The sequence below is a fragment of the Pseudomonas sp. JQ170C genome (assembly GCF_035581345.1).
In the GTDB taxonomy this organism is placed as follows: Bacteria; Pseudomonadota; Gammaproteobacteria; order Pseudomonadales; family Pseudomonadaceae; genus Aquipseudomonas.
The window spans coordinates 3,294,624-3,320,763 of record NZ_CP141608.1; the positions used below are offsets into that span (position 1 = coordinate 3,294,624).

3 protein-coding genes (1 of these 3 running past the window's edge) are annotated in these 26,140 nt (G+C 68.9%); all 3 read right to left on the reverse strand.

Annotation, left to right across the window (positions count from 1 at the left end; all coding sequences use genetic code 11):
- Tightly spaced (each overlapping or abutting the next), the 3 genes in view from U9R80_RS14935 to U9R80_RS14945 form a layout consistent with a single transcriptional unit that may run on beyond the window.
- Window positions 1-14,127, reverse strand: a complete 14,127-nt coding sequence (locus U9R80_RS14935) for a non-ribosomal peptide synthase/polyketide synthase (protein WP_324803084.1) — start codon at window positions 14,125-14,127, stop codon at window positions 1-3.
- The gene (locus U9R80_RS14940; RefSeq protein WP_324803086.1) at window positions 14,124-25,022 is read right to left on the reverse strand and encodes a non-ribosomal peptide synthetase; all 10,899 of its coding nucleotides are present in this window, start codon (window positions 25,020-25,022) and stop codon (window positions 14,124-14,126) included. Before U9R80_RS14940 ends, U9R80_RS14935 begins: the two co-directional genes overlap by 4 nt.
- Window positions 25,019-26,140, reverse strand: partial view of a non-ribosomal peptide synthetase gene (locus U9R80_RS14945; protein ID WP_301843347.1) — the end only. The gene runs 1,923 nt beyond the window's last position; the window shows 1,122 of its 3,045 coding nt (coding positions 1,924-3,045); its start codon lies beyond the right edge, outside the window; its stop codon occupies window positions 25,019-25,021. Before U9R80_RS14945 ends, U9R80_RS14940 begins: the two co-directional genes overlap by 4 nt.

A 26,140-nucleotide genomic window follows, 5' to 3' on the forward strand; every position in this document is an offset into this window, starting at 1 on the left:
TCATGAGAGCCGCTCGCAGTGATCGATCAGGGCGTGCAGTTCGGCCTGGAAGCTATCCAGCAGGCCCTGCACGGTGTCTGGGCGGTAGCGCTTGCGGCTGTAGATGCAGCGCATGCCGAGGCGGCCGTCGTGTACCTGGCCGATGATTTCCAGCCAGTTGGCCAACGGGGCCGACGGACTGTGGAAGTCACCCAGGCTTTCCGGGGCCGCGCCGAACAGCGACTGGCCGTTGGCGGCCTGGTCCAGTTGCCCGAGGTAGTTGAAGGTGATGCGTGGCTGCGGCAGTCGCGCCAGCGCCTCACGCACCTCGGCACGCCCCAGGTAGCGCAGCACACCGAAGCCCAGGCCGCGCTCAGGCAGCTGCGCCAGTTGTGCGCGCACCGCCCGCACCGACTCGCTGACCGCGCCGTTGCCCGGGCGCAGATGGACCGGGAACATGCTGGTGAACCAGCCCACCGTGCGGCTGAGGTCGAGTTCGTCGAACAGGTCCTCGCGGCCATGGCCTTCGAGCTGGATCAACACTGAGTCGTCCGCGCTCCAGCGGCACACCGCCCGCGACAGCGCGGTGAGCAACAGGTCATTGATCTGCGCCTGCAGGGCTGCAGGACCAGCCTTGAGCAGCACCTGGGTGCGCTGCGGATCAAGGCTGATATGCGCCTGGGCCGAGGTGCCGACCAGGTTGCGCCCCCGTGGATTATCGACCGGCAGCGCCTGCGACGTGCCCGCGCCCACGTGCTGCAGCCAGAAGTCCAGTTCAGCCTCGCCTTCGGCACTGCGCGCCCGTGCCTGCAGGCGCTGCGCCCAGTCGCGGTAGCGACTGCCGGGCTGGGCCAGTTCAGGCGCGCGACCGCTGCAGGCGGCCTGGTAGGCGGCGAGCAGATCGTCGAGCAGGACCTGCCAGGACACTCCATCCACGGCCAAGTGATGCACCACCAGCAACAGCCGCTCGCCCCCTTGCGCCAGGCGTGCATGCAGCACGCGCAGCAGCGGCCCGTGGCTCAGGTCGAGGCTGCGCTGGGCGCACTGGATGGCCGCTTCCAGGGCCGCGCTGTCGGCCAGGTCCTGCTGCCAGAGCAGGTCGACCTGCTCGGCCTCCTCGACACTGGCGTAGCGCTGCGACCAACCGCCGGCGCCTTGCACGAAGCGCAAGCGCAGTGCCTCATGACGCACCAGCAGGTGCTGCAGTGCCTGCTTGAGGGCATCGGTCTGCAGCGGTTGCAGCACGTCCAGGAGCAGCGCCTGATTGAAGTGCTGGCGCTCCTCCATCGGCACCTCGAACAACCAGTGCTGGATCGGTAGCAGGTTGAACAGCTCACCCTCCGGCAGCACCAGGTCGGCCGTGGTCGTCGGCGCCGTTGGCGTATCGTCCAGCGCCAACAGCTCGGCGATGGTGGGTTTGCGCATCAGATCGCGCAGGCGGATTTCCCGTTGCAGCTGCGGATGGTTACGAACCCGCGACACCACCTGAAGGCTCAGAATCGAGTCGCCGCCCAGCTCGAAGAAGTTATCGGCAATGCCGACCCGCTCAACCCCCAGCACGTCCTGCCAGATCCCTGCCAGCAGGCGCTGCTCCTCGGTCTGCGGGGCAACGAACTGGCTGTCCAGACTGATCTGCGGCGCCGGCAGGGCCAGGCGGTCAACCTTGCCATTGGCGTTGAGCGGCAAGGCCTCCAGCACCATCACATGCGCCGGCACCATGTAGTCCGGCAGGCGCTCGCGCAAGCGCTGGCGCAACTGCTCACCGAGGCCGTCGGCGGCAACCGCCGCCACATAGGCGACCAACTGCTTGCCGCCGTGGCTGTCGCGAGCCACCACCACGGCGCTGTGGACCTGCGGCTGCTCGCGCAGCCGCGCCTCGATCTCACCCAGCTCGATGCGGAATCCCCGTACCTTGACCTGATGATCCAGGCGCCCCAGGTAATCGAAAGTGCCATCGACGCGGCGACGCACCAGGTCGCCGGTGCGATAGAGGCGCCCGCCCACACTGAACGGGTCGGCAACGAAGCGCTCGGCGGTCAGCCCGGGGCGCTGGTGATAACCCCGCGCCAGGCCTTCGCCACCGATATACAGCTCACCCGCCACACCCTCCGGAACCGGATTGAGGTCGGCGTCCAGTACATGCAGGGTACGCGCGCCGACCCGCTCGCCAATCGGCGCATACGCCGCACCGCAAGCGGTCGTGCCTTCGGCCTTCCACAGCAGCGGCGTGATGACGGTTTCGGTCGGGCCGTAGCCATTGATGATCGCCTGCGGCCGCAAGGCGGCGCGGGCACGCTCGAAGGCCGCATCAGGGACCGCATCGCCACCGAAGCAGTACACCCGCACCGCTGGCGCCGTGCCGTCGGTCTCGGCCTGGCTGGCCAGCGCCTGCAGATAGGCCGGCGGAAACGCAGCCACGGTGACCCCGTGTTCGGTCATGGCGGCGAGGGTCTGCTGCGGCGTCCACAGTTCATCGTCACGGATCAGCAGGCTGCCGCCGAACAACAGCGGTACCAGCCAGCGTTCATGGGCACCGTCGAAGGCGAACGACATGAAATGCAGTTCGCGATCCTCCGGACTCATGCCGTAGCGCTCGCCGATCGCTTCGCAGTGCATGGCCAACGGCCCGTGCGACACCGCCACGGCCTTTGGCTGCCCGGTGGAACCGGAGGTGTAGATCAGGTAGGCCAGGCTGTCGGCCTGCACGGCCACGCTCGGCGCCTGATCGTCCAGCCCGTCCAGCGCCAGGCGGTCGAGGGCGAAACGGCTCACCCCGGCCTGCACCGGCAGTTGCTCATCGAGGCTTGAATGGCTGAGCAGCAGGCGCATCCCCGAGTCGCGCAGGATAAAGGCCAGGCGTTCGGCGGGGTGGCGGGTGTCCAGCGGCAGGTAGGCAGCGCCGCACTTGAGCACGGCCAACAGCGCCACCGGCCAGTCCACCGAGCGTGGCAGTGCAACCCCCACCACCGCTTCCGGCCCTGCCCCCTGTGCCCGCAGGAACTGCGCCAGGCGGTTCGAGCGCGACTCCAGCTCGGCAAAGGTCAGGCGCTGGTCACCGCTGAGCACCGCGTCCCAGTGCGGGCTGCGCCGCGCCCATTCGCTGATGCCCTGGGTGATCGTCGGCAGGCTGCGCCGCGGCGCCAGGTGGTTGGACTGCTCGCGGGCCTGCAGCTCGCGCTGACCGAGCATCACCAGCTCGCCCAACGGCGTGTCGGCACTGTCGCAGAAGCCTTCGAGCAACTGCTCCAGGTGGCTGCGGATGCCCTCTACCTGGCTCAGGTTGAAGTGCTCGCGCAGGAACATGTATTCGATTTCAAGCGACTCGCCCAGGGTCACCATCAGGTCCATGGCGAAGTTGGTCACGCCATGGCCGCGCACCGTCTCGAACGTGAGCTCGCCATCGTCCCATTCGCTGAGCAGACGATCGACCGGCTGGTTCTCGAACACCACGATGCTGTCGAACAGCGCCTGGCCACCGCGCCCGGCCCAGCGTTGCACCTGGCTCAACGGCGTGTGCTCGTGCTCCCGCGCCGCCAGGTTGTAGGCCTGCAGCGCCTGCAGCCAGTCGCCCAGGCGCTGCTCGGGCAGCGGCGCCTGGACGATCGGCAGGGTATTGATGAACAGCCCCAGGGTGTCCTGGGAGCCAGGCAGTTCTGCAGGCCGGCCCGATACTGTGGCGCCGAACGCCACGCAACGCTGGCCGGTATAGCGCTGCAGAAGCAGCAGCCAGGCCGCTTGCACCAGGGTGTTGAGTGTCACCCGCTGGCTGCGGGCGAAGTCCTTCAGGCGCGTCGTGCGCGCGCTGTCCAGATGGCTGTAGATGGCCTGGTGACCGCGTTCGCTGCGCTCGCCGGTCAGCGCCTGGGCGAGGAAGGTCGGCTCCTCCAGCGGCTGCAGGCGTTCGCGCCAGAAGCGCTCGCTGACCAGCGGGTCGCGGGTTTGCAGCCAGTCGATGTAATCGCGGTAGCGGCCGGGTGCCGGCAGCGGCTGGCCGAGATAGCGACGCAGCACCTGGCCGATCAACAGCGACAGGCTCCAGCCATCGAGCAGCAAGTGGTGATAGGTCCACACCAGGCGGTAGCGGCGTGCGCCCAGTTGCACCAGCAACAGCCGTTGCAGCGGTGCCTGGCCGAGGTCGAAGGGCCGCTCGCGCTGCTCGCGGGCCAGGGCCTGGTGCTGTTCTTCGCTGGGCGCATGCTCGCGCCAGTCCAGCAGTTCTACCGGCAACGATACCTCGCGATGAATCACCTGCATGGCATCGGCGAAGCCCTGCCAGACAAAACTGCCGCGCAGGCTGTCGTGCCGGCCGCTGACCTCGTCCCAGGCGGCAACGAAGCGTGGCGCATCCAGGCCGTCGATCACCACGTCCAGCTGGTTCACGTAGAGGTCGCTGCCGCTGTCCAGGGCGTGGAACAGCATGCCCTGCTGCATGGGCGACAGCGGCACGATGTCTTCAATCGCCGCCAGGTGCACCGGCAACGCGGCCAGGGCCTCTGCGCCGAGGGCGTCGAGGTCGATGCGTGCCACCGCGCCGGGCGCGGCTTGCGCCGCCAGCGGCTGCGCCTGGGTCGCCAGGGCACGTACGTTCTGGTGCAGGAACAGGTCACGGGGCGTCAGCACAAGCCCGGCCTCACGGGCCCGGGCCACCACCTGCACCGAGACGATCGAATCGCCGCCCAGCTCGAAGAAGTTGTCTTCGGCGCCGACCTGCGCCACGTTCAGCACCGCTTGCCAGATTTCAGCCAGCACCGTCTCGACCGGCCCTTGCGGCGGTACATGCACCCGGGCTTCCAGCTCGGGTTCCGGCAAGGCCTTGCGGTCCAGCTTGCGGTTCGGCGTCAGTGGCATGCGCTCCAGACGCATCAGCCGCGCCGGCACCATGTAGTCCGGCAGCTGCGCCTGCAGTTGCTCGCGCAGACGGCCCAGCAGCGTCTCGTCGGCATCGGCCACCACATAGCCCACCAACTGGTTCTGCCGCGCCACCACGGCGGCTTCGCGCACCGCCGGGTCGGCCAGCAGGCACGCTTCGATCTCGCCCAGTTCGATGCGGAAACCCCGGATCTTCACTTGCTGGTCGATCCGCCCCAGGTACTCCAGCGCGCCATCGGCACGGCGGCGCACCAGGTCACCGGTGCGGTACAGCCGCGCGCCCAGGCCGAACGGGTCGGCGACAAAGCGCTCGGCCGTCAGCCCCGGACGGTCGTGATAGCCCCGCGCCAGGCCGTCGCCGCCGATGTACAGCTCACCGGCAACGCCCAACGGCAACGGTTCCAGGTCGTCGTCCAGGACATGCAGCGAGGTGTTGGCCAGGGCTTCGCCCAGCAGCACCTGCGGGTGTTCCTCATCCAGCCAGTGACGCGCCGACCACACCGTGGTCTCGGTCGGGCCGTACAGGTTCCACACGCCACCGGCGACCGCGCTCAGGCGCTGCGCCAGGTCCACCGGCAGCGCTTCACCACCGCACAGCACCTGCCGCCCGGCCAGGGCGGGCAGGCGTGGGTGCTCGGCGAGCATGCGCCAGGTCGACGGTGTGGCCTGGATGGCCGTGACCTGCTGCTGCTCGATCTGCGCCCACAGGCGCTCAGGGTCGCGCGCGGTGTCGCGGTCCACCAGCACCACGCTGGCGCCGCGCACCAGCGGCAGGTACAGCTCCAGCACCGCAATGTCGAACGACAGCGAAGTCAGGGCCAGCAGCCGACCGCTCTCCGCCAGCCCCGGTGCCTGGGCCATGCTGGCGAGGAAATTGCCAAGCCCGGCACGGCGCACGGCCACGCCCTTGGGCTTGCCGGTGGAGCCGGAGGTGTAGATCACATAGGCCAGGTGCTCGCCCTCGGCCAGCGCTGGCGGGTTGCTGTCCAGGCCGCTGACAGCAAGCTGATCCAGCCACCAGCATTCGGCGGCGGCGCCCAGGGACTGCAGGGTGTCCTGCAGCGAGGTCTGGCTCAGCAGCAACGCCGCGCGGCTGTCGTCGAGCATGTGGCGCAGGCGCTCGGCGGGGAACTCCGGGTCCAGCGGCACGTAGGCGCCACCGGCCTTGAGCACCGCCAGCAAGGCCACCAGCAACTGCGGGCCACGCTCAAGACACACCCCTACCCGCACATCCGGGCCGACGCCAGCCGCTTGCAGGCGGTGGGCCAGGCCATTGGCCTGGCGGTTCAGTTCGGCGTAGCTCAGGCACAGCTCGGCCTGGCGCAGGGCAATCGCCTGCGGCACGCGCGCCGCCTGATGCTCGAACTGCGCCACCAGATCAAAGCCGGTTACCCCGTGGTCGCGTGCAGCGCCGGCGCCCAGCAAGGTTGCGCGTTCGCTGGCAGCCAGCAGCGGGACCCGCCCCAACGCCTGCGTCGGTTCAGCCAGCAGGGCTTCGAGCAGCCGCAGGAAATGCCCGGCCAGGCGCTCGATACTGGCGCGCTCGAACAGGTCGCTGGCGTAGTTGAAGGTGAAATCGAACTGCTGTTCGCCACGCTGATCGACAAACAGGCCCAGATCGACCTGCGCGGTACGCCGCTCGCTCGGCAGGCTCGACAACTGCAAGCCGGACAATTGATCGCGCAGCACTACATCGTGCCGTTGCAGGCTGAACAGCACCTGGAACAGCGGATTGTGACTCAGGCTGCGTTCCGGTTGCAGGGCTTCGACCAACTGCTCGAACGGCAGGTCCTGATGGGCCTGGGCCGCCAGTACGGTGTCGCGAACCTGCAGCACCAGTGTGCTGAACGGCTGCGCCTTGTCCACCCGGGTACGCATGACCTGGGTGTTGACGAACAGGCCGATCAGGCCCTCGCATTCACCGCGCAGTCGGTTGGCCACCGGCACACCGACACACAGGTCCTCCTGGCGCGCATAGCGGTGCAGCAGCACATTGAAGGCCGCCAGCAACAGCATGAATGGCGTCACCTGATAGCCTTGGGCCTGGCGCAGCAGTTCGCTGGCCAGCGCGGTCGGCACGCTGACGCTGACCACCTCGCCGCGATAGCTTTGCTGGGCCGCACGCGCGTGATCGGTCGGCAATTCGAGGATGCGCGGAGCACCCTCCAGCCGCGCCTGCCAATACCCGAGCTGGCGCGCGCCCTCCCCGCCGGCCAGCCAGTCACGCTGCCACAGGGCATAGTCGATGTAGTCGATTGGCAACGCTGGCAGCGCCGACGCTGTGCCCGCACGCTCGGCGGCATACAACTGGCCCAGCTCGCGGACCAGGATGTCCATCGACCAGCCATCACCGACCATATGGTGCAGGGTCAGTAGCAAGTGGTGCTGTTGCTCGCCCAGGCGCAGCAACTGGCCACGCAGCAGCGGGCCGTGGACCAGGTCGAACGCGGCCTGGGCCTGGCGCACCCGCAAGGCCGCCGCTTCAGCCTGCGGATCGGCTTCGCCGCGCAAGTCGCTGAACGACAGGCTGAAGCGGCTGGCAGGCAGCACCTGCTGATAGACCTCGCCATCGTCGCTCGGGAAGCACGTACGCAGTGCCTCGTGGCGTTCGAGCAAGCCCGTGAGGGCACGCTCCAGGGCCAGGCGGTCGAGGGCGCCGTCCAGCTCGAGCGCCACCGGCATGTTGTAGGCATCGCTGCCGGGGTCAAGCTGCCAGAGGAACCACATGCGTTGCTGGGCAAACGACAAGGGCGCACGGGCCGGGCGTTCACGTCGTTGCAGCGCAGTGGCCGTCTCGCCGCCACTGCGCGCCAGGGCCAGGGCCAGGGCCAGCCCTGCCACGTTCGGGGTGTCGAACAGCGTACGCAGCGGCAACTCGACGGCGAACGCCTCACGAATTTTTGCCACGATGCGCACCGCCAGCAACGAATGGCCGCCGATCTCGAAGAAGTCGTCGTCGCGGCCCACCTGCTCCACGCCCAGCACTGATTGCCAGATCGCCGCCAGCTGTATTTCCCGCTCACCCTGTGGCGCACAGTAGCCGCGCGCTTGCCAGAGCGGCGTCGGCAGCGCCTTGCGATCGAGCTTGCCGTTGGGGCTCAGCGGCATGGCTTCCAGGTACAGCAATTGCGCCGGCACCATGTAGTCCGGCAGGTGTTCGCGCAGATGCTCGCGCAGGGCGTCGAGCAGCGCTTGCGGCTGCGCCTGCGGGCTGTCCGGCGTGACATAGCCCACCAACTGCGCCCCGGCAGTCCCCTGCCAGGCCACGACCACCGCCTCGCGCACCTGCGGGTGCTCCAGCAGCCGTGCCTCGATTTCGCCAAGTTCGATACGCAGGCCGCGCAACTTGACCTGGTGGTCGATCCGCCCGACATAGTCGATCACCCCGTCCACACGCCAGCGCGCCAGGTCGCCGGTGCGGTACATGCGCTCGCCCGGCGCGCCGAACGGATCGGCGACAAAGCGCTCGGCCGTGAGCCCCGCCCGCCCCAGGTAACCCCGCGCCAGGTTGGCGCCGGCAATGTACAGCTCGCCTGCGACTCCCACCGGCACCGGCTGTAGCTGGCTGTCGAGAATCATCAGCCGGGTGTTGGCGATGGGCCGGCCGATGGGCACGCTGTGGCGGCCCGGCTCGTCGACACAGTGCCAATAGCTGACATCGATGGCCGCCTCGGTCGGCCCATAGAGGTTGTGCAGCGCTGCGCCATGGTGCTGCTGGAATTGCTGTTGCAACTCGTGGGGCAGCGCCTCGCCACTGCACATGACCTGACGCAGCGAGGCACAGGCGGCCAGCTCGCCAGCGGCAATAAAGGCCTGGAGCATCGACGGCACGAAGTGCAGCGTGCTGATGCGCTGCTCGACGATCACCTGGCGCAGCCGCGCCGGATCACGGTGCGCGCCAGGCGCGGCCATGACCAGCGTGGCGCCGGTAAACCACGGCCAGAAGAACTCCCACACCGACACGTCGAAACTGAACGGGGTTTTCTGCAGCACCCGGTCGCTGCCATCGAGGCGATATTCGTCCTGCATCCATTGCAGGCGGTTGAGCAGCCCGGCGTGATGATTGCCAACGCCCTTGGGCCGCCCCGTGGAACCGGAGGTGTAGATGCAGTAGGCCAGGCTCTGCGCCGGGTAGTCGATGGCGGGTGGCGACGCCGGCTGGCCATCGGTCTCGGCCCAGTCGCGGTCAAGGCACCAGACCGGCGCGTTGCAGGCCGGCAGGCGTTCGAGCAGGGTCTGCTGGGTGAGCAGCAACGGCACATTGCTGTCCTCGACCATGAAGGCCAGGCGGTCGGCCGGGTAGTCCGGGTCGAGCGGCAGGTAGGCACCGCCCGCCTTGAGAATGGCGAGCAAGGCGATGGCCAGCTCCGCCGAACGCTCGGCGAATACCCCCACGCGCACGTCGCAGCCCACGCCGCGGCTGCGCAGCCAGTGCGCCAGGCGGTTGGCACGGGCCTCAAGCTCGGCGTAGGTGAACCGGCGCTCACCGTCAACCAACGCACAGGCCTGCGGGGTGCGCTCGGCCTGGCGGCGGATCAGTTCTGGCAGCATCGGCGCCTGGCTGTAGTCGCGCGCGGTGGCGTTCCAGCCTTGCAGCAGTTGCGCGCGCTCCGCGCTGGCCAGCAAGGGCAAGCGCTCCAGGGCCTGCTCCGGCGCCTGGGCAATGGCCTGCAGCAGGCGCAGGAAGTGCCCGCCCAGGCGGACGATGGTGTCGCGCTCGAACAGGTCGGTGGCGTAGCCGAAGCTGCCGAGCAATTGGCCGTCGGCACACTCGCGGGTGTCCAGCACCAGATCGAACTGGGTGCTGCGCCGTACTGCGGCAAGCGACTCGACGGTCAGGCCCGGCAGCGCCAGGTCGGCCAGGCTGTCGACCCGGTCGTGGTTGAACAACACCTGGAACAGCGGGTTGTGACTGAGGCTGCGCTGCGGCTGCAGGGCTTCGACCAACTGCTCGAACGGCAGGTCCTGATTGGCCTGGGCGTCCAGCACGTGCTCGCGGCTCTGGGCCAGCAGCCGGTTGAACGAGGCTTGCGCGTCGATCTGCAGGCGCAATACCTGGGTGTTGACGAAGAAGCCCACCAGGCCCTCGGTTTCCTCCTGCTGGCGGCCACCGATGGGCAGGCCGATGCGCAGGTCGCGCTGGCCGCTGTAACGCATCAACAAGGTGCCGAAGGCCGCCAGCAGCAGCATGAACAGCGAGCTGCCCTGCTCCTGCGCCAGGCGCTGCAGCTGCTGCGCCAAGGCCGCCGGCACCGCGAAGTCGACGGTGTCGCCACGGAAGCTCTGTTGCGCCGGACGCGGGTGGTCCAGGGGCAACTCCAGCAACGGATGCTCAGCGCCCAGGTGCTGGCGCCAGTGCGCCAACTGGCGTTCGCATTCGCCACTGGCCAGCCACTGTCGCTGCCACACGGCAAAGTCGGCGTACTGGATCGCCAGCGCCGGCAACTGCGCGACCGCGCCAGCGAGCCGGGCGCGGTAACAGACGGGGAATTCATCCAGCAACACCTTCACCGAGGCCCCGTCGGCAATGATGTGATGCAGGGTAAGCAGCATCACGTGCTCGTCTGCCGCCAGCTGTACCAGGCACACGCGCATCAACGGCCCGGTGGCCAGGTTGAAGCCGTAGCCGCCCTCCTCGGCGATCCGCCGCGCCAGTTGTGTTTCACGGGCATCGGCCGCCAGGTGTTGCAGGCAGACCTCGGTAAAGACCAGCGGCAGGTCGTCGATCACCCGCTGGCGCACCTGCTCGCCATCGTCCTCGAACACCGTGCGCAGCGCCGGGTGGCGTGCCTGCAGCTGGCCGAACGCGGCCTGCAGGGCAGCCGCATCCAGCGTGCCACGCAGGCGCAGGCCGCCAGACAGGTTATAGGCCGCGCTATCGGGCGCCAGTTTCCACAAGAACCACAGGCGTTGCTGGTTGAACGACAGCGGCGCGCCGTCGGCATGCGCCGAGGCGTGCAATGCCGGCGCCGCACCAGTGCTCGCGGCCTGTGCCAGTGCAGCCGCCAGGTCACACAAACGCGGGGTGTCGAACACCTGGCGCACGGGCACCTCAAGCCCCAGGCGCTTCTTCAGCCGTGCCACCACTTGCACGGCCAGCAGCGAATGACCGCCCAGCTCGAAGAAGTGATCCTGCGCACCCACGTGCGGCAGGCCCAGCACTTCACTCCAGATCTGCGCCAGCTGTTGCTGGTGCTCGCCCTCGGGGGCCTGGTAGCCCTCGCTGTCGCTCTGCCACACCGGTTCGGGCAGCTGGTTACGGTCCAGTTTGCCGTTGGCGTTGCGCGGCAATTGCGCCATCACCATGATTCGCGCCGGCACCATGTAGTCCGGCAATTGCGCGCGCAGCAGGCCACGCAGTTCAGCGCCCAGTTGCCCATCGTCCGCCGCGACATAGGCCACCAACTGCTTGCCGGTGAGGGTTTCGCGGGCCACCACCAGGGCCTCGCGCACCCGCGCGTCGGCGCGCAGGCGTGCTTCGATCTCGCCTGGCTCGATACGAAAACCACGGACCTTGATCTGGTGGTCGACCCGTCCCAGGTAGTCAAGGATGCCATCGGCGCGCTGGCGCACCAGGTCGCCGGTGCGGTACAGGCGCCCACCGGGGGCGCCGAACGGGTCGGCCACAAAGCGTTCGGCGGTGAGCCCCGGGCGCTGGAAATAGCCCCGGGCCAGGCCGTCGCCACCCAGGTAGAGCTCGCCGCAAACGCCGGTCGGCACCGGGTTCAGGTCGGCGTCCAGGACCCAGACACTGCGCGCGCCGACGCGATCGCCAATCGGCGCATAACCGGCCTGGCACTGGTCGGCCGGGCCGGCCTTCCAGATCATCGGCGTGACCACCGTCTCGGTCGGCCCGTAGCCGTTGATGATCCACGCCGGGCGCAACACCTGGCGAACCTGCTCGAAACTGGCGTGCGGCACCGCATCGCCACCAAAGCAGTAGACCCGCACCGCCGGCACGTCCTCGCGGCCCTCGGCATGTTCGGCAATCTGCTGCAAATAGGCCGGCGGAAACGCCGCGACGGTGACCCCGTAGCGGCCCATGGCCTGGTAGGTCTGCTCCGGCGTCCACAGGCTGTCATCGCGCAGCACCAGGCTGGCGCCGTGGGTCAGGGCCGTGAGCCAGCGTTCGTGGGCGCCGTCGAAGGCAAACGACATGAAGTGCAGTTCACGGTCGGCGGGCGTCATTTCGTAGCGCGCGCCGATGGTCCGGCAGTGCATGGCCAATGGGCCATGCGCCACCGCTACCCCTTTGGGCAGGCCGGTGGAGCCGGAGGTGTAGATCAGGTAGGCAAGGTTGTCGGCATGGGGGGGCACCGCCGGTGCCTGCTCGGGCAGGTCGTGCAGGTCCAACAGGTCCAGGTCCAGCCGTTCGACGCCTTCGGGCAGCGGCGCCCGGCGCGGGTCGCGGCTGTCGCCCAGCAACCAGGCCAGGCCCGCGTCACGAATCTGGTAGGCCAGGCGCTCCTGGGGGTAATCGAGGTCCAGCGGCACATAGGCCGCACCGCTCTTGAACACCGCCAGCAGCGCCACCAGCAACCGTGGCGAACGCGGCAGGCCGACACCCACGCGGCTCTCCGGGCCGACGCCACGAGCGTGCAGGTAGCAGGCCAGTTGATTGGCCTGGCGCTCAAGCTCGGCAAAGCTCAGCACCTGCTCGCCGCAGCGTACCGCCGGGGCGTCCGGGGTGCGGGCGGCCCAGTCGGCGATGCGCCGGTGCACCAGTTGCTCGCTCTCGGCGCTGGCCGGCAGCGCGTTCCAGGCTTGCAGCTGTTGCCAGGCCGCCGGCTCGTGCAGGTCGAAATCGCACAGGCGCGTCTGCGGGCCCTCGGCGATCTGTGCCAGCAGCGCCTCGAAATGCCGGCGCCAGCGTTCAATGCGCGCTCCGCTGAACAGGTCGGTGGCGTAGCTGAGTTCACACAGCAGGCGACCGGCGGAATCCTCGGCGGTGTCCAGGGCCAGGTCGCAATCCACCGCGCGCATGACCGGCGGCAACGACTCCATGGCCACGCCGTTCAATGTCTGCAGGGCGGCGCTGTCGTACCACTGGTGGTTGTAGATCACCTGGAAAAGTGGGTTGTGGCTGAGGCTGCGCTGTGGCGCGAGCGCCTCTACCAATTGCTCGAACGGCAGGTCCTGGTGGGCCTGGTCGGCCAGTGAGCCCTGGCGCACCCGCGCCAGCAGAGCCTCGAAGGGTTCTCGCCCGTCCAGTTCCGTGCGCATCACCAGGGTGTTGACGAAAAAGCCGATCAGCCGTTCGCTTTCGCTGTTGCCACGGCCGGCAATGGGCACGCCGACGCGCAAGTCGTGCTGCCCGCTGTAGCGATACAGCTGCACCTTGAATGCGGCCAGCAACAGCATGAACAGCGTCGCGCCGCGGGCCTGGGCGACCTTGCGCAGGCGCCCGGCCAGCGCCGGTTCGATCTCGAAGCTCAGCACCGCGCCCTGGCTGCTGGGGCGCGCCGGCCGCTGGCGGTCGAACGGCAGTTCCAGGGACGGCGCTTCACCGGCCAGGCGCTGCAGCCAGTATTCGCGTTGGCGTTCGCCCTCGCCGGCGTCCAGCAACTTGCGTTGCCAGGCCGCGCAATCGGCATAGTGTGCCGTCAGCGCCGGCAGATCCGCAGGCACACCGTGGCAATGGCCGTTGTAGCCGCGGGTGAACTCGTCCACCAGCAAGTTCATCGACCAACCATCGGCAACGATGTGGTGTACGCCCAGCAACAGCAGATGCTCATCGGCCGCCAGGCGCAGCAAGGCCACGCGCATCAGCGGCCCGTTGGCCAGGTCGTAAGGGGTAACGGCGCAGGCCATGTGCAGCGCCTCGGCGCGCTCCTGGCGCGCCTGGGGCTGCAGCGCGCCCAGGTCTTCAAACGCGACGTCCAGCTCGACCCTGGGTTCGATCAACAGGTGCGGCTGGCCGTCCACGTCCTGGAAGCGGCTGCGCAGGTTTTCGTGGCGGGCGAGAATGTCGCGCAAGGCATTGCCGACGGCCTCGCGGTCCAGCTCGCCGGTCAGGCGCACCGCCCGGTGCAGGTTGTAGGTGGGCGCCTGGGGGTCGAGCTTCCAGATGAACCATTGGCGGCTCTGCGCGGCAGACAGTGCCAGGGCACCGTCACGCGGCAGGCTGGGTACCGGCAGGCGGCGCAGGTTGACACCCGCTGCCGCCAGCTTGGCGAGAAACAGTTGCTGCTTGTCCTGCGGCAGTTGTGCCAGGCGCACACTGATCGCCTGCAACTCACGGTCCTGCGCCGCTACCTTGGGGTCGAGGACACTACTCATTCGGCCTGCTCCAGTTCTTGCAACAAATCATTCATGAAATCCAGCTCCAGACCGCCATCGGCGGCGGCCGGTACACCCTCCAGCTGTGCGGCAAGGGCGCCGACGCTGGGGTAGTCGAAAAGCGTCTGCAGTGCCAGGTCGACGCCGAAGCCCTCGCGAATCCGCGACAACAGCCGGGTCAGCAGCAGCGAATGCCCGCCGAGCTCAAAGAAGTCGTCGTCGCACCCCACGCGCTCCAGCCCCAGCAGCTCGCACCAGATCGCCGCCAGCTGGCGTTCCTGCTCCGTGCGCGGTTCCACATGCACGCGTGCCTGCCAGTCCGGCGCCGGCAGCGCCTTGCGATCGAGCTTGCCATTGGGGGTCTGCGGCATGCGCGCCAGCACCATTACCTGCGCCGGCACCATGTAGTCCGGCAGCGCGGCCTGCAGTTGCTGCTTGAGCAGCGCGGCCAGTTCGGGTGCCGCCTCTGCCTCGGCATAGGCCACCAGCACCGTACCCGCCGGCCCCTGGCGTGCCACCACGGCCGCCTCGCGCACGCCGTGGCAGCGACGCAGGCAGGCTTCGATCTCGCCGAGTTCGATGCGGTAACCGCGGATCTTCACTTGCTGGTCGATGCGCCCGATGTACTCCAGGGCATCGCCGCGCCAGCGCACCAGGTCGCCGCTGCGGTACAAGCGCTCGCCCGGGTTGCCGAAGGGGTCGGCAATGAAGCGTTCGGCGGTCAGCCCCGGCCGGCGGTGATAACCACGGGCCAGGCCGACGCCACCGATGTACAGCTCACCGGCCACGCCTTCGGCAGCCGGCTCCAGGCTATCGTCCAGGACATGCAGGGACGTGCCGGCAATGGCCTCGCCGAGCAGCACCTGCGCCGCCGCGCTGTCCAAGCGCTTGCGCGCCGACCAGATCGTGGTTTCGGTTGGGCCATAGAGGTTCCACAGCTCACCGACGACCGTGTGCAGGCGGGCCGCCAGGTCGCTTGCCAGCGCCTCGCCGCCACACAGGGCGCGCACGCCCTGCAACAGGCTGAACTGCGGATGCTCGCTGAGCATGCGCCAGGTCGACGGCGTGGCTTGCAGGCAGCCGACACTCTGGTCGGCGATGTACTGCAGCAAGCGCCCGGCGTCACGGGCCAGCACGCGGTCGGCCATGACCACGGTGGCGCCCTGCACCAGCGGCAGGTAGAGCTCCAGTGCGGCAATGTCGAACGACAGCGAGGTCAGCGCGAGCACCCTTTCACCCCTCGCCACGCCGGGCGCCTGGGCCATGCTCAGGAGGAAGTTGGCCAGTGCGCCGTGGCGCACCGCAACGCCCTTGGGCAGCCCGGTAGAGCCCGAGGTGTAGATGACATAGGCCAGCTGTTGCGGGTCGATCACCGGCAAGGCCGGCGCAGCCGCGGCGTCCTCTGCCAGCGTCAGCTGATCCACGCACCAGCGCTGCTGGCCGGGGACCTGCGCTGGCAGTTGCTCGAGCAAGGCACTGTCGGTCAGAACCCAGCGCGCGCCACTGTCATCGAGCATGTGACGCAGGCGCTCGGCCGGGAACTCCGGGTCCAGCGGCACATAGGCGGCGCCGGCCTTGAGGACGGCCAGCAGCGTCACCAGCAGCTGGGCGCGACGCTCAAGGCACACACCGACCAGCGCATCCGGGCCCACGCCATGGGCCAGCAGATGCCGGGCCAGGCGCGTGGAAGCCTGGTCGAGGCTGGCATAGTCGAGCGACTGCGCCGCGTCGCATACCGCCGGCAACGACGGCGTTTGCCGCGCCTGTTCGGCAAACAGCGCTGGCAGGCACAGCCCGCTGCCCAGTGCCGCTGTTTGCCGGGCGCGTTCGACAGCGCTGTGGCGCGCCGCTGGCGAGCGCATCGTCAACTCGCCGAGGCGGCGCTGCGGGTCCCCCGGCAGTACGCGCAGCAACTCGCCCAGGTGCCCGGACAGTTGCGTCAGGAAGGCCGCGCTGAACCCATCGCCACGGGCAGCGAAGGCCAGTTGCAGCTGCTCGCCCGGATGCACCGTGAGGGTCAGCGGATAGTGGCTGGACTCGCGCTGGTGTACCGCGTCGATACGCAGGCGCTGGATGGCACGGCTGCGCAAGGCGGCGTCCACCGGGTAGTTCTCGAACACCAGCAAGGTGTCGAACAGCGATTGCCCGGCACTGCCCGCCCAGCGCTGTACCTCGTACAACGGCATATGGGCCTGCTCCTGCAATTGCAGGGTCTCGCCCTGCAGCACCTGCAGCCAGTCGCCCAGGGGCCGGTGCGCCACCGGCTCGGCAATCAGCGGCAAGGTATTGATGAACAGCCCGAGCATGTCGGCGCTGCCGGCCAGATCGGCCGGTCTTCCTGCCAGGGTGACGCCGCAGCACACCACGCGCTGGCCGCTGTGCCGCTGCAGCAGCAGCAACCAGGCGGCCTGCACCAGGGTGTTGAGGGTGACCCGCTGGCTACGGGCAAAGGCCTTCAAGCGCTCGGTCGCCTGCACGTCCAGGTCGACCTCGACCAGGTGCTGCTGCGCCTCGCCAGGCGTCAGCGGCGAGGCAAGCAGCGTCGGCGCATCCAGCGTCGCGGTGCGCGCCTGCCAGAACGCTTCACCGCGCTGTGGGTCCTGGCGCTGGAGCCAGTCGATGTAGTCGCCGTAGCGACCCGCCGGCTCGACCGTGCCTTCACCGACATAGCGGCCCAGCCACTCCTCGATCATCCGCGCACTGCTCCAGCCATCGAGCAGCAGGTGGTGGTAGGTCCAGACCAAGCGATAGCGCTGCTCATCCAGCCGTAGTACCTGCACCCGTTGCAACACCGGCAGGTCAAAACTGAACGGCAGGCCACGCTGCTGGGTGGCGAAGCGCTCCAGTGCCTGGGAGCTGCAGTCGCGACCGCGCCAGTCGTGCTCTTCCCAGGCCTCTGGCACCTGGCGGTAGACCAGTTGCAGCGGCTGTTCCAGGCCCTCCCAGGCAAAGGCCGTGCGCAGAATCGGATGACGGCCGATCAGCTGTTGCCAGGCTTCGCGCAGTCGCTGCGGCTCCAGCTCGTCCAGATCGAATGCCAGCTGATTGACGTACACGCCTTCGCTGCTGTCGCTCAGGCCATGGAACAACAAGCCTTGCTGCATGGGTGACAAGGGGTAGGCATCGTCCAGTGCCTCGCGGCCCACCGGCAGGCGCGCCCAGACGGCGGCGTCCAGCGCCACAGGGCTGCTGGCTGCGGGCCGTGCATCCTGGGGAGCCAGTTGCGCGGCGACCAGGGCCAGGCGGCGTACCGTCTGTTGCTCGAACAGGTCACGGGGCGTCAGCACAAGCCCGGCCTCACGGGCACGGGCCACCACCTGCACCGAGACGATCGAATCGCCACCCAGCTCGAAGAAGTTGTCTTCGGCGCTAACCTGCGCCACGTTCAGCACCGCTTGCCAGATTTCAGCCAGCACCGTCTCGACCGGCCCTTGGGGCGGTACATGCACCCGGGCTTCCAGCTCGGGTTCCGGCAGGGCCTTGCGGTCCAGCTTGCGGTTCGGCGTCAGTGGCATGCGCTCAAGGCGCATCAGCCGCGCCGGCACCATGTAGTCCGGCAGCTGCGCCTGCAGTTGCTCGCGCAACCGACCCAGCAGCGTCTCGTCGGCATCGGCCACCACATAGCCCACCAACTGGTTCTGCCGCGCCACCACGGCGGCTTCGCGTACTGCCGGGTCGGCCAGCAGGCACGCTTCGATCTCGCCCAGTTCGATGCGGAAACCCCGGATCTTCACTTGCTGGTCGATCCGTCCCAGGTACTCCAGCGCGCCATCGGCACGGCGGCGCACCAGGTCACCGGTGCGGTACAGCCGCGCGCCCAGGCCGAACGGGTCGGCGACAAAGCGCTCGGCCGTCAGCCCCGGACGGTCGTGATAGCCCCGCGCCAGGCCGTCGCCGCCGATGTACAGCTCACCGGCAACGCCCAACGGCAACGGCTCCAGGTCGTCGTCCAGGACATGCAGCGAGGTGTTGGCCAGGGCTTCGCCCAGCAGCACCTGCGGGTGCTCTTCATCCAGCCAGTGACGCGCCGACCACACCGTGGTCTCGGTGGGGCCGTACAGGTTCCACACCCCCCCGGCGACCGCGCTCAGGCGCTGCGCCAGGTCCGCCGGCAGCGCTTCACCGCCGCACAGCACCTGCCGCCCGGCCAGGGCGGGCAGGCGTGGGTGCTCGGCGAGCATACGCCAGGTCGACGGCGTGGCCTGGATGGCCGTGACCTGCTGCTGCTCGATCTGCGCCCACAGACGCTCCGGGTCGCGCGCGGTGTCGCGGTCCACCAGCACCACGCTGGCGCCGCGCACCAGCGGCAGGTACAGCTCCAGCACCGCGATGTCGAACGACAGCGAGGTCAGGGCCAGCAGCCGACCGTTCTCCTCCAGCCCCGGCGCCTGGGCCATGCTGGCGAGGAAGTTGCCGAGCCCGGCACGGCGCACGGCCACGCCCTTGGGCTTGCCGGTGGAGCCGGAGGTGTAGATCACGTAGGCCAGGTGCTCGCCCTGAGCCAGCGCTGGCGGGTTGCTGTCCACGCCGCTAACAGCAAGCTGGTCCAGCCACCAGCATTCGGCGGCGGCGCCCAGGGACTGCAGGGTGTCCTGCAGCGAAGTCTGGCTCAGCAGCAATGCCGCACGGCTGTCGTCGAGCATGTGGCGCAGGCGCTCGGCGGGGAACTCCGGGTCCAGCGGCACGTAGGCGCCGCCAGCCTTGAGCACCGCCAGCAAGGCCACCAGCAACTGCGGGCCACGCTCAAGACACACCCCTACCCGCACATCCGGGCCGACGCCAGCCGCTTGCAGGCGGTGGGCCAGGCCATTGGCCTGGCGGTTCAGTTCGGCGTAGCTCAGGCACAGCTCGGCCTGGCGCAGGGCAATCGCCTGCGGCACGCGCGCCGCCTGATGCTCGAACTGCGCCACCAGGTCGAAGCCGGTTACCCCGTGGTCGCGTGCAGCGCCGGCGTCCAGCAGGCTCGCACGTTCGCCAGCGCTCAGCAGCGGCAGTTGGCCCAGGCGTACACCGGCGTCCTCGGTGATCGCCATCAACAACTGGTGCAAATGCCCATCAACACGGGCAATGGCCGCCACATCGAAGCGGGCACGGTCATAGCTGTAGCAGAAGGCCAGCGACTCGCCCTGATTGACCAGCAGCATCAGCGGGTAATTGCCCTGCTCGCGGCTGGTCAGGTTGGAGAAACGTGGACCATCGCCCTGGCCACTGAGCAGCGTGCTGTCGAGCGGGTAGTTCTCGAATACCAGAATCTGGTCGAACAGCCCCTGCCCGCCCTGCCCGGCCCAGCGTTGCAGGTCGTACAGCGCCGAGTGCTCATGCTCCCGCACTGCCAGGCCCAACGCCTGCACCTGCTCCAGCCATTGGCCGACCGTCAGCTGTGGTTGTGGGCTGGCGACCACCGGCAAGGTATTGATGAACAGGCCCAGTTGCTGCTCGATCCCCGGCAACTCGGCCGGACGCCCGGCCACCGTGGCGCCGAAGGCCACGCATGCCTGGCCGGTGTAGCGTTGCAGCAGCAACAGCCAGGCGGCCTGCAGCAGGCTGCTGAGGGTCACCTTGTGCTGTCGGGCGAAGTGGCGCAGGCGCTCGCTGGCCGCGCTGGACAGCATCGAGCGGTGCTCGGCGATGCCTTGGCCTGGCTGCTCCAGGGCAATGGCGGCCGCCAGCGACGTGGGCGACTGCAGCGGTGCCAGTTGGTCGCGCCAGAAGCGCTCGCTGGCGGCCAGGTCGCGGTCGGCCAACCAGGCGATGTAGTCACGGTAGCGCCCCACCGGGGTCGGCACGGCCTGCCCGGCATAGCGCTGCATCACCTCGGCGAACAATTGCGCCTGGCTCCAGCCATCGAGCAACAGGTGATGACAGGTCCAGATCAAGTGATGCCGGCCGTTGCCGGTCGCCACCAGCAACAGGCGCATCAACGGCGGACGCACCAGGTCGAAGGGCCGGCGCTCGGCCTCGGCAAGTGCATTGCAATCGCCCGCGACCGCTTCGCGCCAGTCCAGCGCGACCTCGCGCACGATCGCCTGCAGAGGCACACCACCGACCGGGCTGACGAAGGCACTGCGCAGCGCCCCGTGGCCGTCCAGGGCGGCTTGCCAGGCATCGCGCAAGCGGGCCGGGTCGAGGGCTTCGACGTCCATGCGCACCTGGTTGATGTAGCTGCCATCGCCCGGTTGATACAGGCTGTGGAACAGCATGCCGTGCTGCATGGGCGACAGCGGATAGAGGTCTTCGACCTGGCTGATCGGCACCGCCAGGCTGTCCAGTTGCGCCTGCGCGACGGGCGCCAGCGGGAAGTCCGACGGCGTGGCACCGCCGATGCCGGGCGTCAGGCAATGGGCAATCAGCGCCTGCAGCTCGGCCTCATAAAGCGCGACCAGTTCCTCCAGCCGTTGCGCATCGAGCTGCTGCGGGCTGAACGTCCAGCCCAGTTGCAGTCGGCCGTCGTTCACCCCACCGTCGATGGACAGCCAATTGGACAGCGGCGCGGCCGGGTCCAGGCTGGCACCGCAGGGCTCCTGCGCGCGGCGCAACAGGCCGCCCTCGAAGCTGGTATCGAACTGGCCAAGGTAGTTGAAGGTGACGCGCGGCACAGGGCGCGCCGCCAACTGCGCACGCACCTCGGCCGGTGCCAGTTGTTGCAGCAGGCCGAAGCCCAGGCCGTTGTCCGGCACCTGGCGCAGGTGCTCCTTGGTGGCCTTGAGCGACTCACCCAGGCCTTCGCACGCCCGCAGGCGCAGCGGATAAGTGGCGGTGAACCAGCCCACGGTACGGCTCAGGTCGAGGTTGGCCAGGTGCTCCTCGCGGCCGTGGCTTTCCAGTTCCAGCAGCAGTTCGGGCTGGTCGCTCCAGCGCCACCAGGCCCGGGCCAGGGCACACAGCAACAGGTCATTGACCTGGGTGCGGTAGGCCGCCGGGGCATCGCGCAGCAGTTGGCGGGTTTGCAGCGGGTCCAGTTGCAACCCCAGGGTGACGGCTTCAGCGACCGCCGCCGGGCCGTCGTGGCGCGCGCCCGGGAAGCTGCCCGACGCCTCGCCCAGCTGCGCCAGCCACCAGGGCAACTGCGCCAGTACCTCGCGGTGCCGGGCGCGCTGCACGAGAAAGCCCGTCCACTCGCCGAAGGCATGGCTACGCGGTGCCAGCGGCGCATTGCTGTCGGCCAGGCGGCGCTGCAGGTCATCGAGCAGAATCCGCCAGGACACACCATCGACGACCAGGTGATGGATCGCCAGCAGCAGGCGCCATCCGCCACCCTGCAATTCGATCAATACCGCCCGCAGCAGCGGGCCATGGGCCAGATCCAGGCTGCGTTGCGCCTGCTCGACAATCGCTGCCAGGGCGTCGGTATCCGCCGCCTCGCGGGTCCATAGCTCGACGGCGGTGGGCGCCGCGTAGGCGGCCTGCCAGGTGCCGGCGCTGTCCTGGTCAAACCGCAGGCTCAAGGCATCGTGGTGGGTGACCACGGCGTTCAGCGCCTGTTCCAGCCGCGCCGGCTGCAGCGGCTGATCCAGCGTCAGCAGCAAGGCCTGGTTCCAGTGCTGGCGCCGGGGCATGGGCGTGGCGAAGAACTGTTGTTGCAACGGCGTCTGCGCGATGTTGCCCAGCGCTGGAGGTGCAGCCCCTTCGCGCTGTCGGGCCAGTGCCTGGGTGACCTGGGCCAGCTGGCGCAGGGTCTGGTGACGGAACAGGTCGCGCGGGCTGACCTGCCAGCCTGCCTGGCGGGCGCGGCTAGCGACCTGGATGGCGATGATCGAGTCGCCACCAAGCTCGAAGAAGTTGTCCTGGGCGCCCACCGCGTCGATGCCCAGCACCTCGCTCCAGATCCGCGCCAGGTCTTGCTCCACTGCGCCTTGCGGTGCGTCGAAGGCCTGCACCTTGTGCACCGGCTGCGGCAGTGCCTTGCGGTCGAGCTTGCCGTTGGCGCTTAAGGGCATCTGTGCCAGCACGATGATCTGCGCCGGCACCATATAGTCGGGCAGTGCGTCGCCCAAACGCAGACGCAGGGCCTCGGCCAGGCGCTCGTCTGCAGCGGCGACCACGTAGCCGATCAACTGCTTGGCGCCGGCCGCCGCCTCGGCGACCACCACCACGGCTTCATTCACTGCCGGGTGTTCCAGCAGTCGCGCTTCGATCTCACCGAGCTCGATGCGCAAACCGCGAATTTTCACTTGATGGTCGATACGCCCCAGGTATTCGATGGCCCCCTCGTCGCGCCAGCGGGCCACGTCCCCGGTGCGGTAGAGCCGGCCACCCTGGCCGAACGGGTCGGCGACAAAGCGCTCGGCGGTCAACCCCGGACGCCCCAGGTAGCCACGGGCCAGGCCAATGCCGCCGATGTACAGCTCGCCCGGCAAGCCTGCAGCCACCGGCTGCAGTTGCTCATCGAGCACATACAGGCGCAGGTTGGCAATCGGCCGGCCAATCGGCACGCAGCCCAGCCCCGGCGCGTCATGACAGGCCCAGTGGCTCACATCGATGGCCGCCTCGGTGGGCCCGTAGAGGTTGTGCAGGCCGGCGCCGCTCTGCGCCAGGAAGCGCTGTTGCAGGTCCAGCGGCAAGGCCTCGCCGCTGCACATCACCAGGCGCAGGCGCGGACAATCGGCCAGGGATTCGGACGCCAGGTAGGCCTGCAGCATCGAGGGCACGAAGTGCAGGACGCTGATGCCCTGCCCGGCGATGATCGCCTTGAGCTCGGCCGGGTCGCGATGGGCGCCGGGGGCCGCCATGACCAGGGTGGCGCCGGTCATCAGCGGCCAGAAGAACTCCCACACCGAAACGTCGAAGCCGAACGGCGTCTTCTGCAGTACCCGGTCGCCCTGCCCGAGGCCAAAGGTGGCCTGCATCCATTGCAGGCGGTTGCACAGGGCCGCATGGCTGTTGCCCGCGCCCTTCGGCCGCCCGGTGGTGCCCGAGGTGTAGATGCAGTAGGCGAGCTGGTCGGGGTGGTTGAGCAGGCTGGGGGCGTGGGCGGGGTAGTCGGCAAAATGCGCCGCGTCACGGTCCAGGCACAGGACCTCGCGTTCGCCGGCCGGCAGGCGTGGCAACAGCTGCGCCTGGGTCAGCAGCAGGGTCGCGCCGCTGTCTTCGAGCATGTAGGCCAGGCGCTGGTCGGGCTGGTCAGGGTCCAGCGGCAGGTAGGCGCCACCGGCCTTGAGCACGGCCAACAGGGCGACGACCATCTCCAGCGAACGCTCGGCGAACACCCCCACCAGGTGCTCCGGCCCTACCCCGCGTGCGCGCAGGCAGTGCGCCAGACGGTTGGCGGCGGCATCGAGCTGGGCGTAGCTGAGCTGCTGCTCGCCTGCGATCAGCGCGGTGGCGTGCGGTGTGGCGGCGGCCTGGGTTTCGATCAGCACTTGCAGGCACTGGGGCTGGCCATAGTCGACTGCCGTCGCGTTCCAGCCGTCGATCACCTGATAGTGCTCATCGGCGTGGAGCATCGCCAGGTCGCCGATAGCGGCATCGGGGCGCGCGACGCAGTCGGCCAGCAAGCGCAGGAAGTGCCCGCGCAGGCGCTCGATCCGCGCGGCATCGAACAGATCGGTGGCATAGGTGAAGGCGCCACTGAGCACGCCGTTGGCGTCTTCTTCGGTGTCCAGGCTGAGGTCGAACTTGGCCACCTGCGCGGCGGCCACCTCCAGCCGGGCGCGCACGCCGGGCATGCCGGGTAGCTCGGCGCTGCCACGCTGTTCGTGGTTGAACATCACCTGGAACAGCGGGTTGCGGCTCAGGCTGCGCTCGACGCCCAGTGCATCCACCAGCGCCTCGAACGGCAGGTCCTGGCAGTCCTGGGCGGCAATGGCGGTCTGCTTGACCTGCTCCAGTGCGGCACGAAATGCCAGGCGTGGCTGCAAGGTGCTGCGCAGCACCTGGGTGTTGACGAAAAAGCCGATCAGCCCCTGGACTTCCGGGCGCTGGCGGTTGGCCACCGGCACCCCCACCAACAGTTCCTGTTGCCCGGTATAACGGTGCAGCAAGGCCTTGAAGGCGGTCAGCAACACCATGAACACACTGGTGCCGCTGGCGGCGGCAAGCGACTTGAGCCGGTCGCCCAGCGCCGGGTCCAGTTCAAAGCCCAGGCTCGCGCCGCGAAAGCTCATTTCCGCCGGCCGTGCCCGATCGGCCGGCAGTTCCAGGATCGGCGGGCGCTCACCCAGGGTCTGCTGCCAGTAAGCCAGCTGGCGCTCGCCCTCGCCGGCTTCCAGCCAGTTGCGTTGCCACAGCGCGTAGTCGGCGTATTGCACGGGCAAGGCCGGCAGTTGCGGCGCATGCCCCTTCAGGTGGGCGGCATAGCCCTGCGCCAGCTCGCCGAGCAGGACCTGCATCGACCAGCCATCGCAGATGATGTGGTGCAGTGCCAGCAGCACGGCGTGGCGCTGCTCATCGAGACGTACCAGGGTGACGTGCAGCAGCGGCCCCTGGTAGAGGTCAAACGCCTGGGCGGCGGCCGTTTGCAGCGCCGCGGCCAGGGCGGTATCGGGATCGGCCAGGGCGCGCAGGTCGAGCACCGGCAGCTGCCTGGCGGCGGACGGCTCGATCACCTGCAACAACTCGCCATCGGCCTCGGCGAAACGGGTACGGAGGATCTCGTGACGCTCGACCAGGCTGTCGAACGCCGCCTGCAAGGCCGCTTCGTCCAGCGGGCCGTCAAGGTGCAGCACGCCGGCCTGGTTATAGGCGGCCGACTGCCGGTCCAGTTGCCAGAGGGTCCACAGCCGGCGCTGGGCATAGGACGCCGCGACGGGCACCTGATTGTCCGGGCGCGCTGGAATCGGCAGGCTTTCGATGCTCATGCCCTGCGCCTTGAGCTTCTCACCCAGCTGACGGCGTGCGGCGGGGTCGAGTTCGGCGAAGCGCCGGGCCAGGGCGAGCAAACGATCAGCAACAGTCATGGTGCCTCCACTTCGGCAAACAGATTTTCCAACGCGTCCAGATCGCTTGCAGGCGCCTGTTGCATCTCGGCGACCTTGGCGGCAAAGCGCTCAAGCGTTTCGCCCTCGAAGAACAGCCGCAGCGGCAGCTCGATGCCCAACTGCGCTTGCAGCCGCGCACGCAGGCGGGTGGCCAGCAACGAGTGGCCGCCGAGGGCAAAGAAGTTGTCTTGCAGGCCCACCCGCTCGATCCCCAGCGCCTCCTGCCAGACTTCGGCGAGCAAGCGTTGCAGGTCAGTCTGCGGCGCCTGGTAGGCCTGCTCGAGCACCGCCTCGGCGGCCAGCGCACGGCGGTCGACTTTGCCGTTGGGCATCAACGGCAGGCGTTCGAGACGACGCACGGCACTCGGCAGCATGTGCGCAGGCAGGCGCTGTGCCAGCTGGGCTTGCAGGCGAGCCGAACGCTGCGGGTCCGGCTCATCGGCAGGTGCAACGATGAACGCCACCAGCTGCGCGCCGCTGGCCGTTTCACGGACCACCACGGCGGCCTCGTTGACCCCTTCGCAACTTGCCAGCACGGCTTCCACCTCGCCCAGCTCGATGCGGTATCCGCGAATCTTCACTTGCGCATCGACCCGCCCGAGGAACTCCAGCAGGCCGTCGGCGCGCCAGCGCGCCAGATCGCCGGTGCGGTAGCCACGGCTGCCGTCGGCCAGCGTCGGGTAGCGTTCGGCGGTCAGCGCCGGGCGATCCAGGTAGCCGCGGGTGACACCCGGGCCTGCCACGTACAACTCGCCGATCTGCCCGACCGGTACCGGCTCGAGGTCTGCGTCCAGCAGCAGCACGCGCATGCCCGGTGCCGGGCGACCGATCGACACCGGCCCGAGGTCGGCATTCCAGGCGCTGCACCAGACACTGCCTTCGGTCGGCCCGTATTCATTGCTCAATACCGTGGCCGGCAAGCGCTCGCGATGCCGGGCCAGCAACGCCGGCGTGCAGGCCTCGCCGGCCACCACGACCACGCGCAGGCGCTGCTCGCCCAGGTGTTCCAGCACTTCGCTGTGCAGGCCGGGCAAGGCCAGGTAATGGGAGATGCCCTGTTCACCCAGCAGCCGGGCGATGGCCCGCGGGTCCTTGGC

Bases quoted from the DNA above. Each gene is read 5' to 3' on its own strand.
- U9R80_RS14935 (WP_324803084.1), bottom strand. From the start codon at position 14,127: ATGAGTAGTGTCCTCGACCCCAAGGTAGCGGCGCAGGACCGTGAGTTG.
- U9R80_RS14940 (WP_324803086.1), bottom strand. From the start codon at position 25,022: ATGACTGTTGCTGATCGTTTGCTCGCCCTGGCCCGGCGCTTCGCCGAA.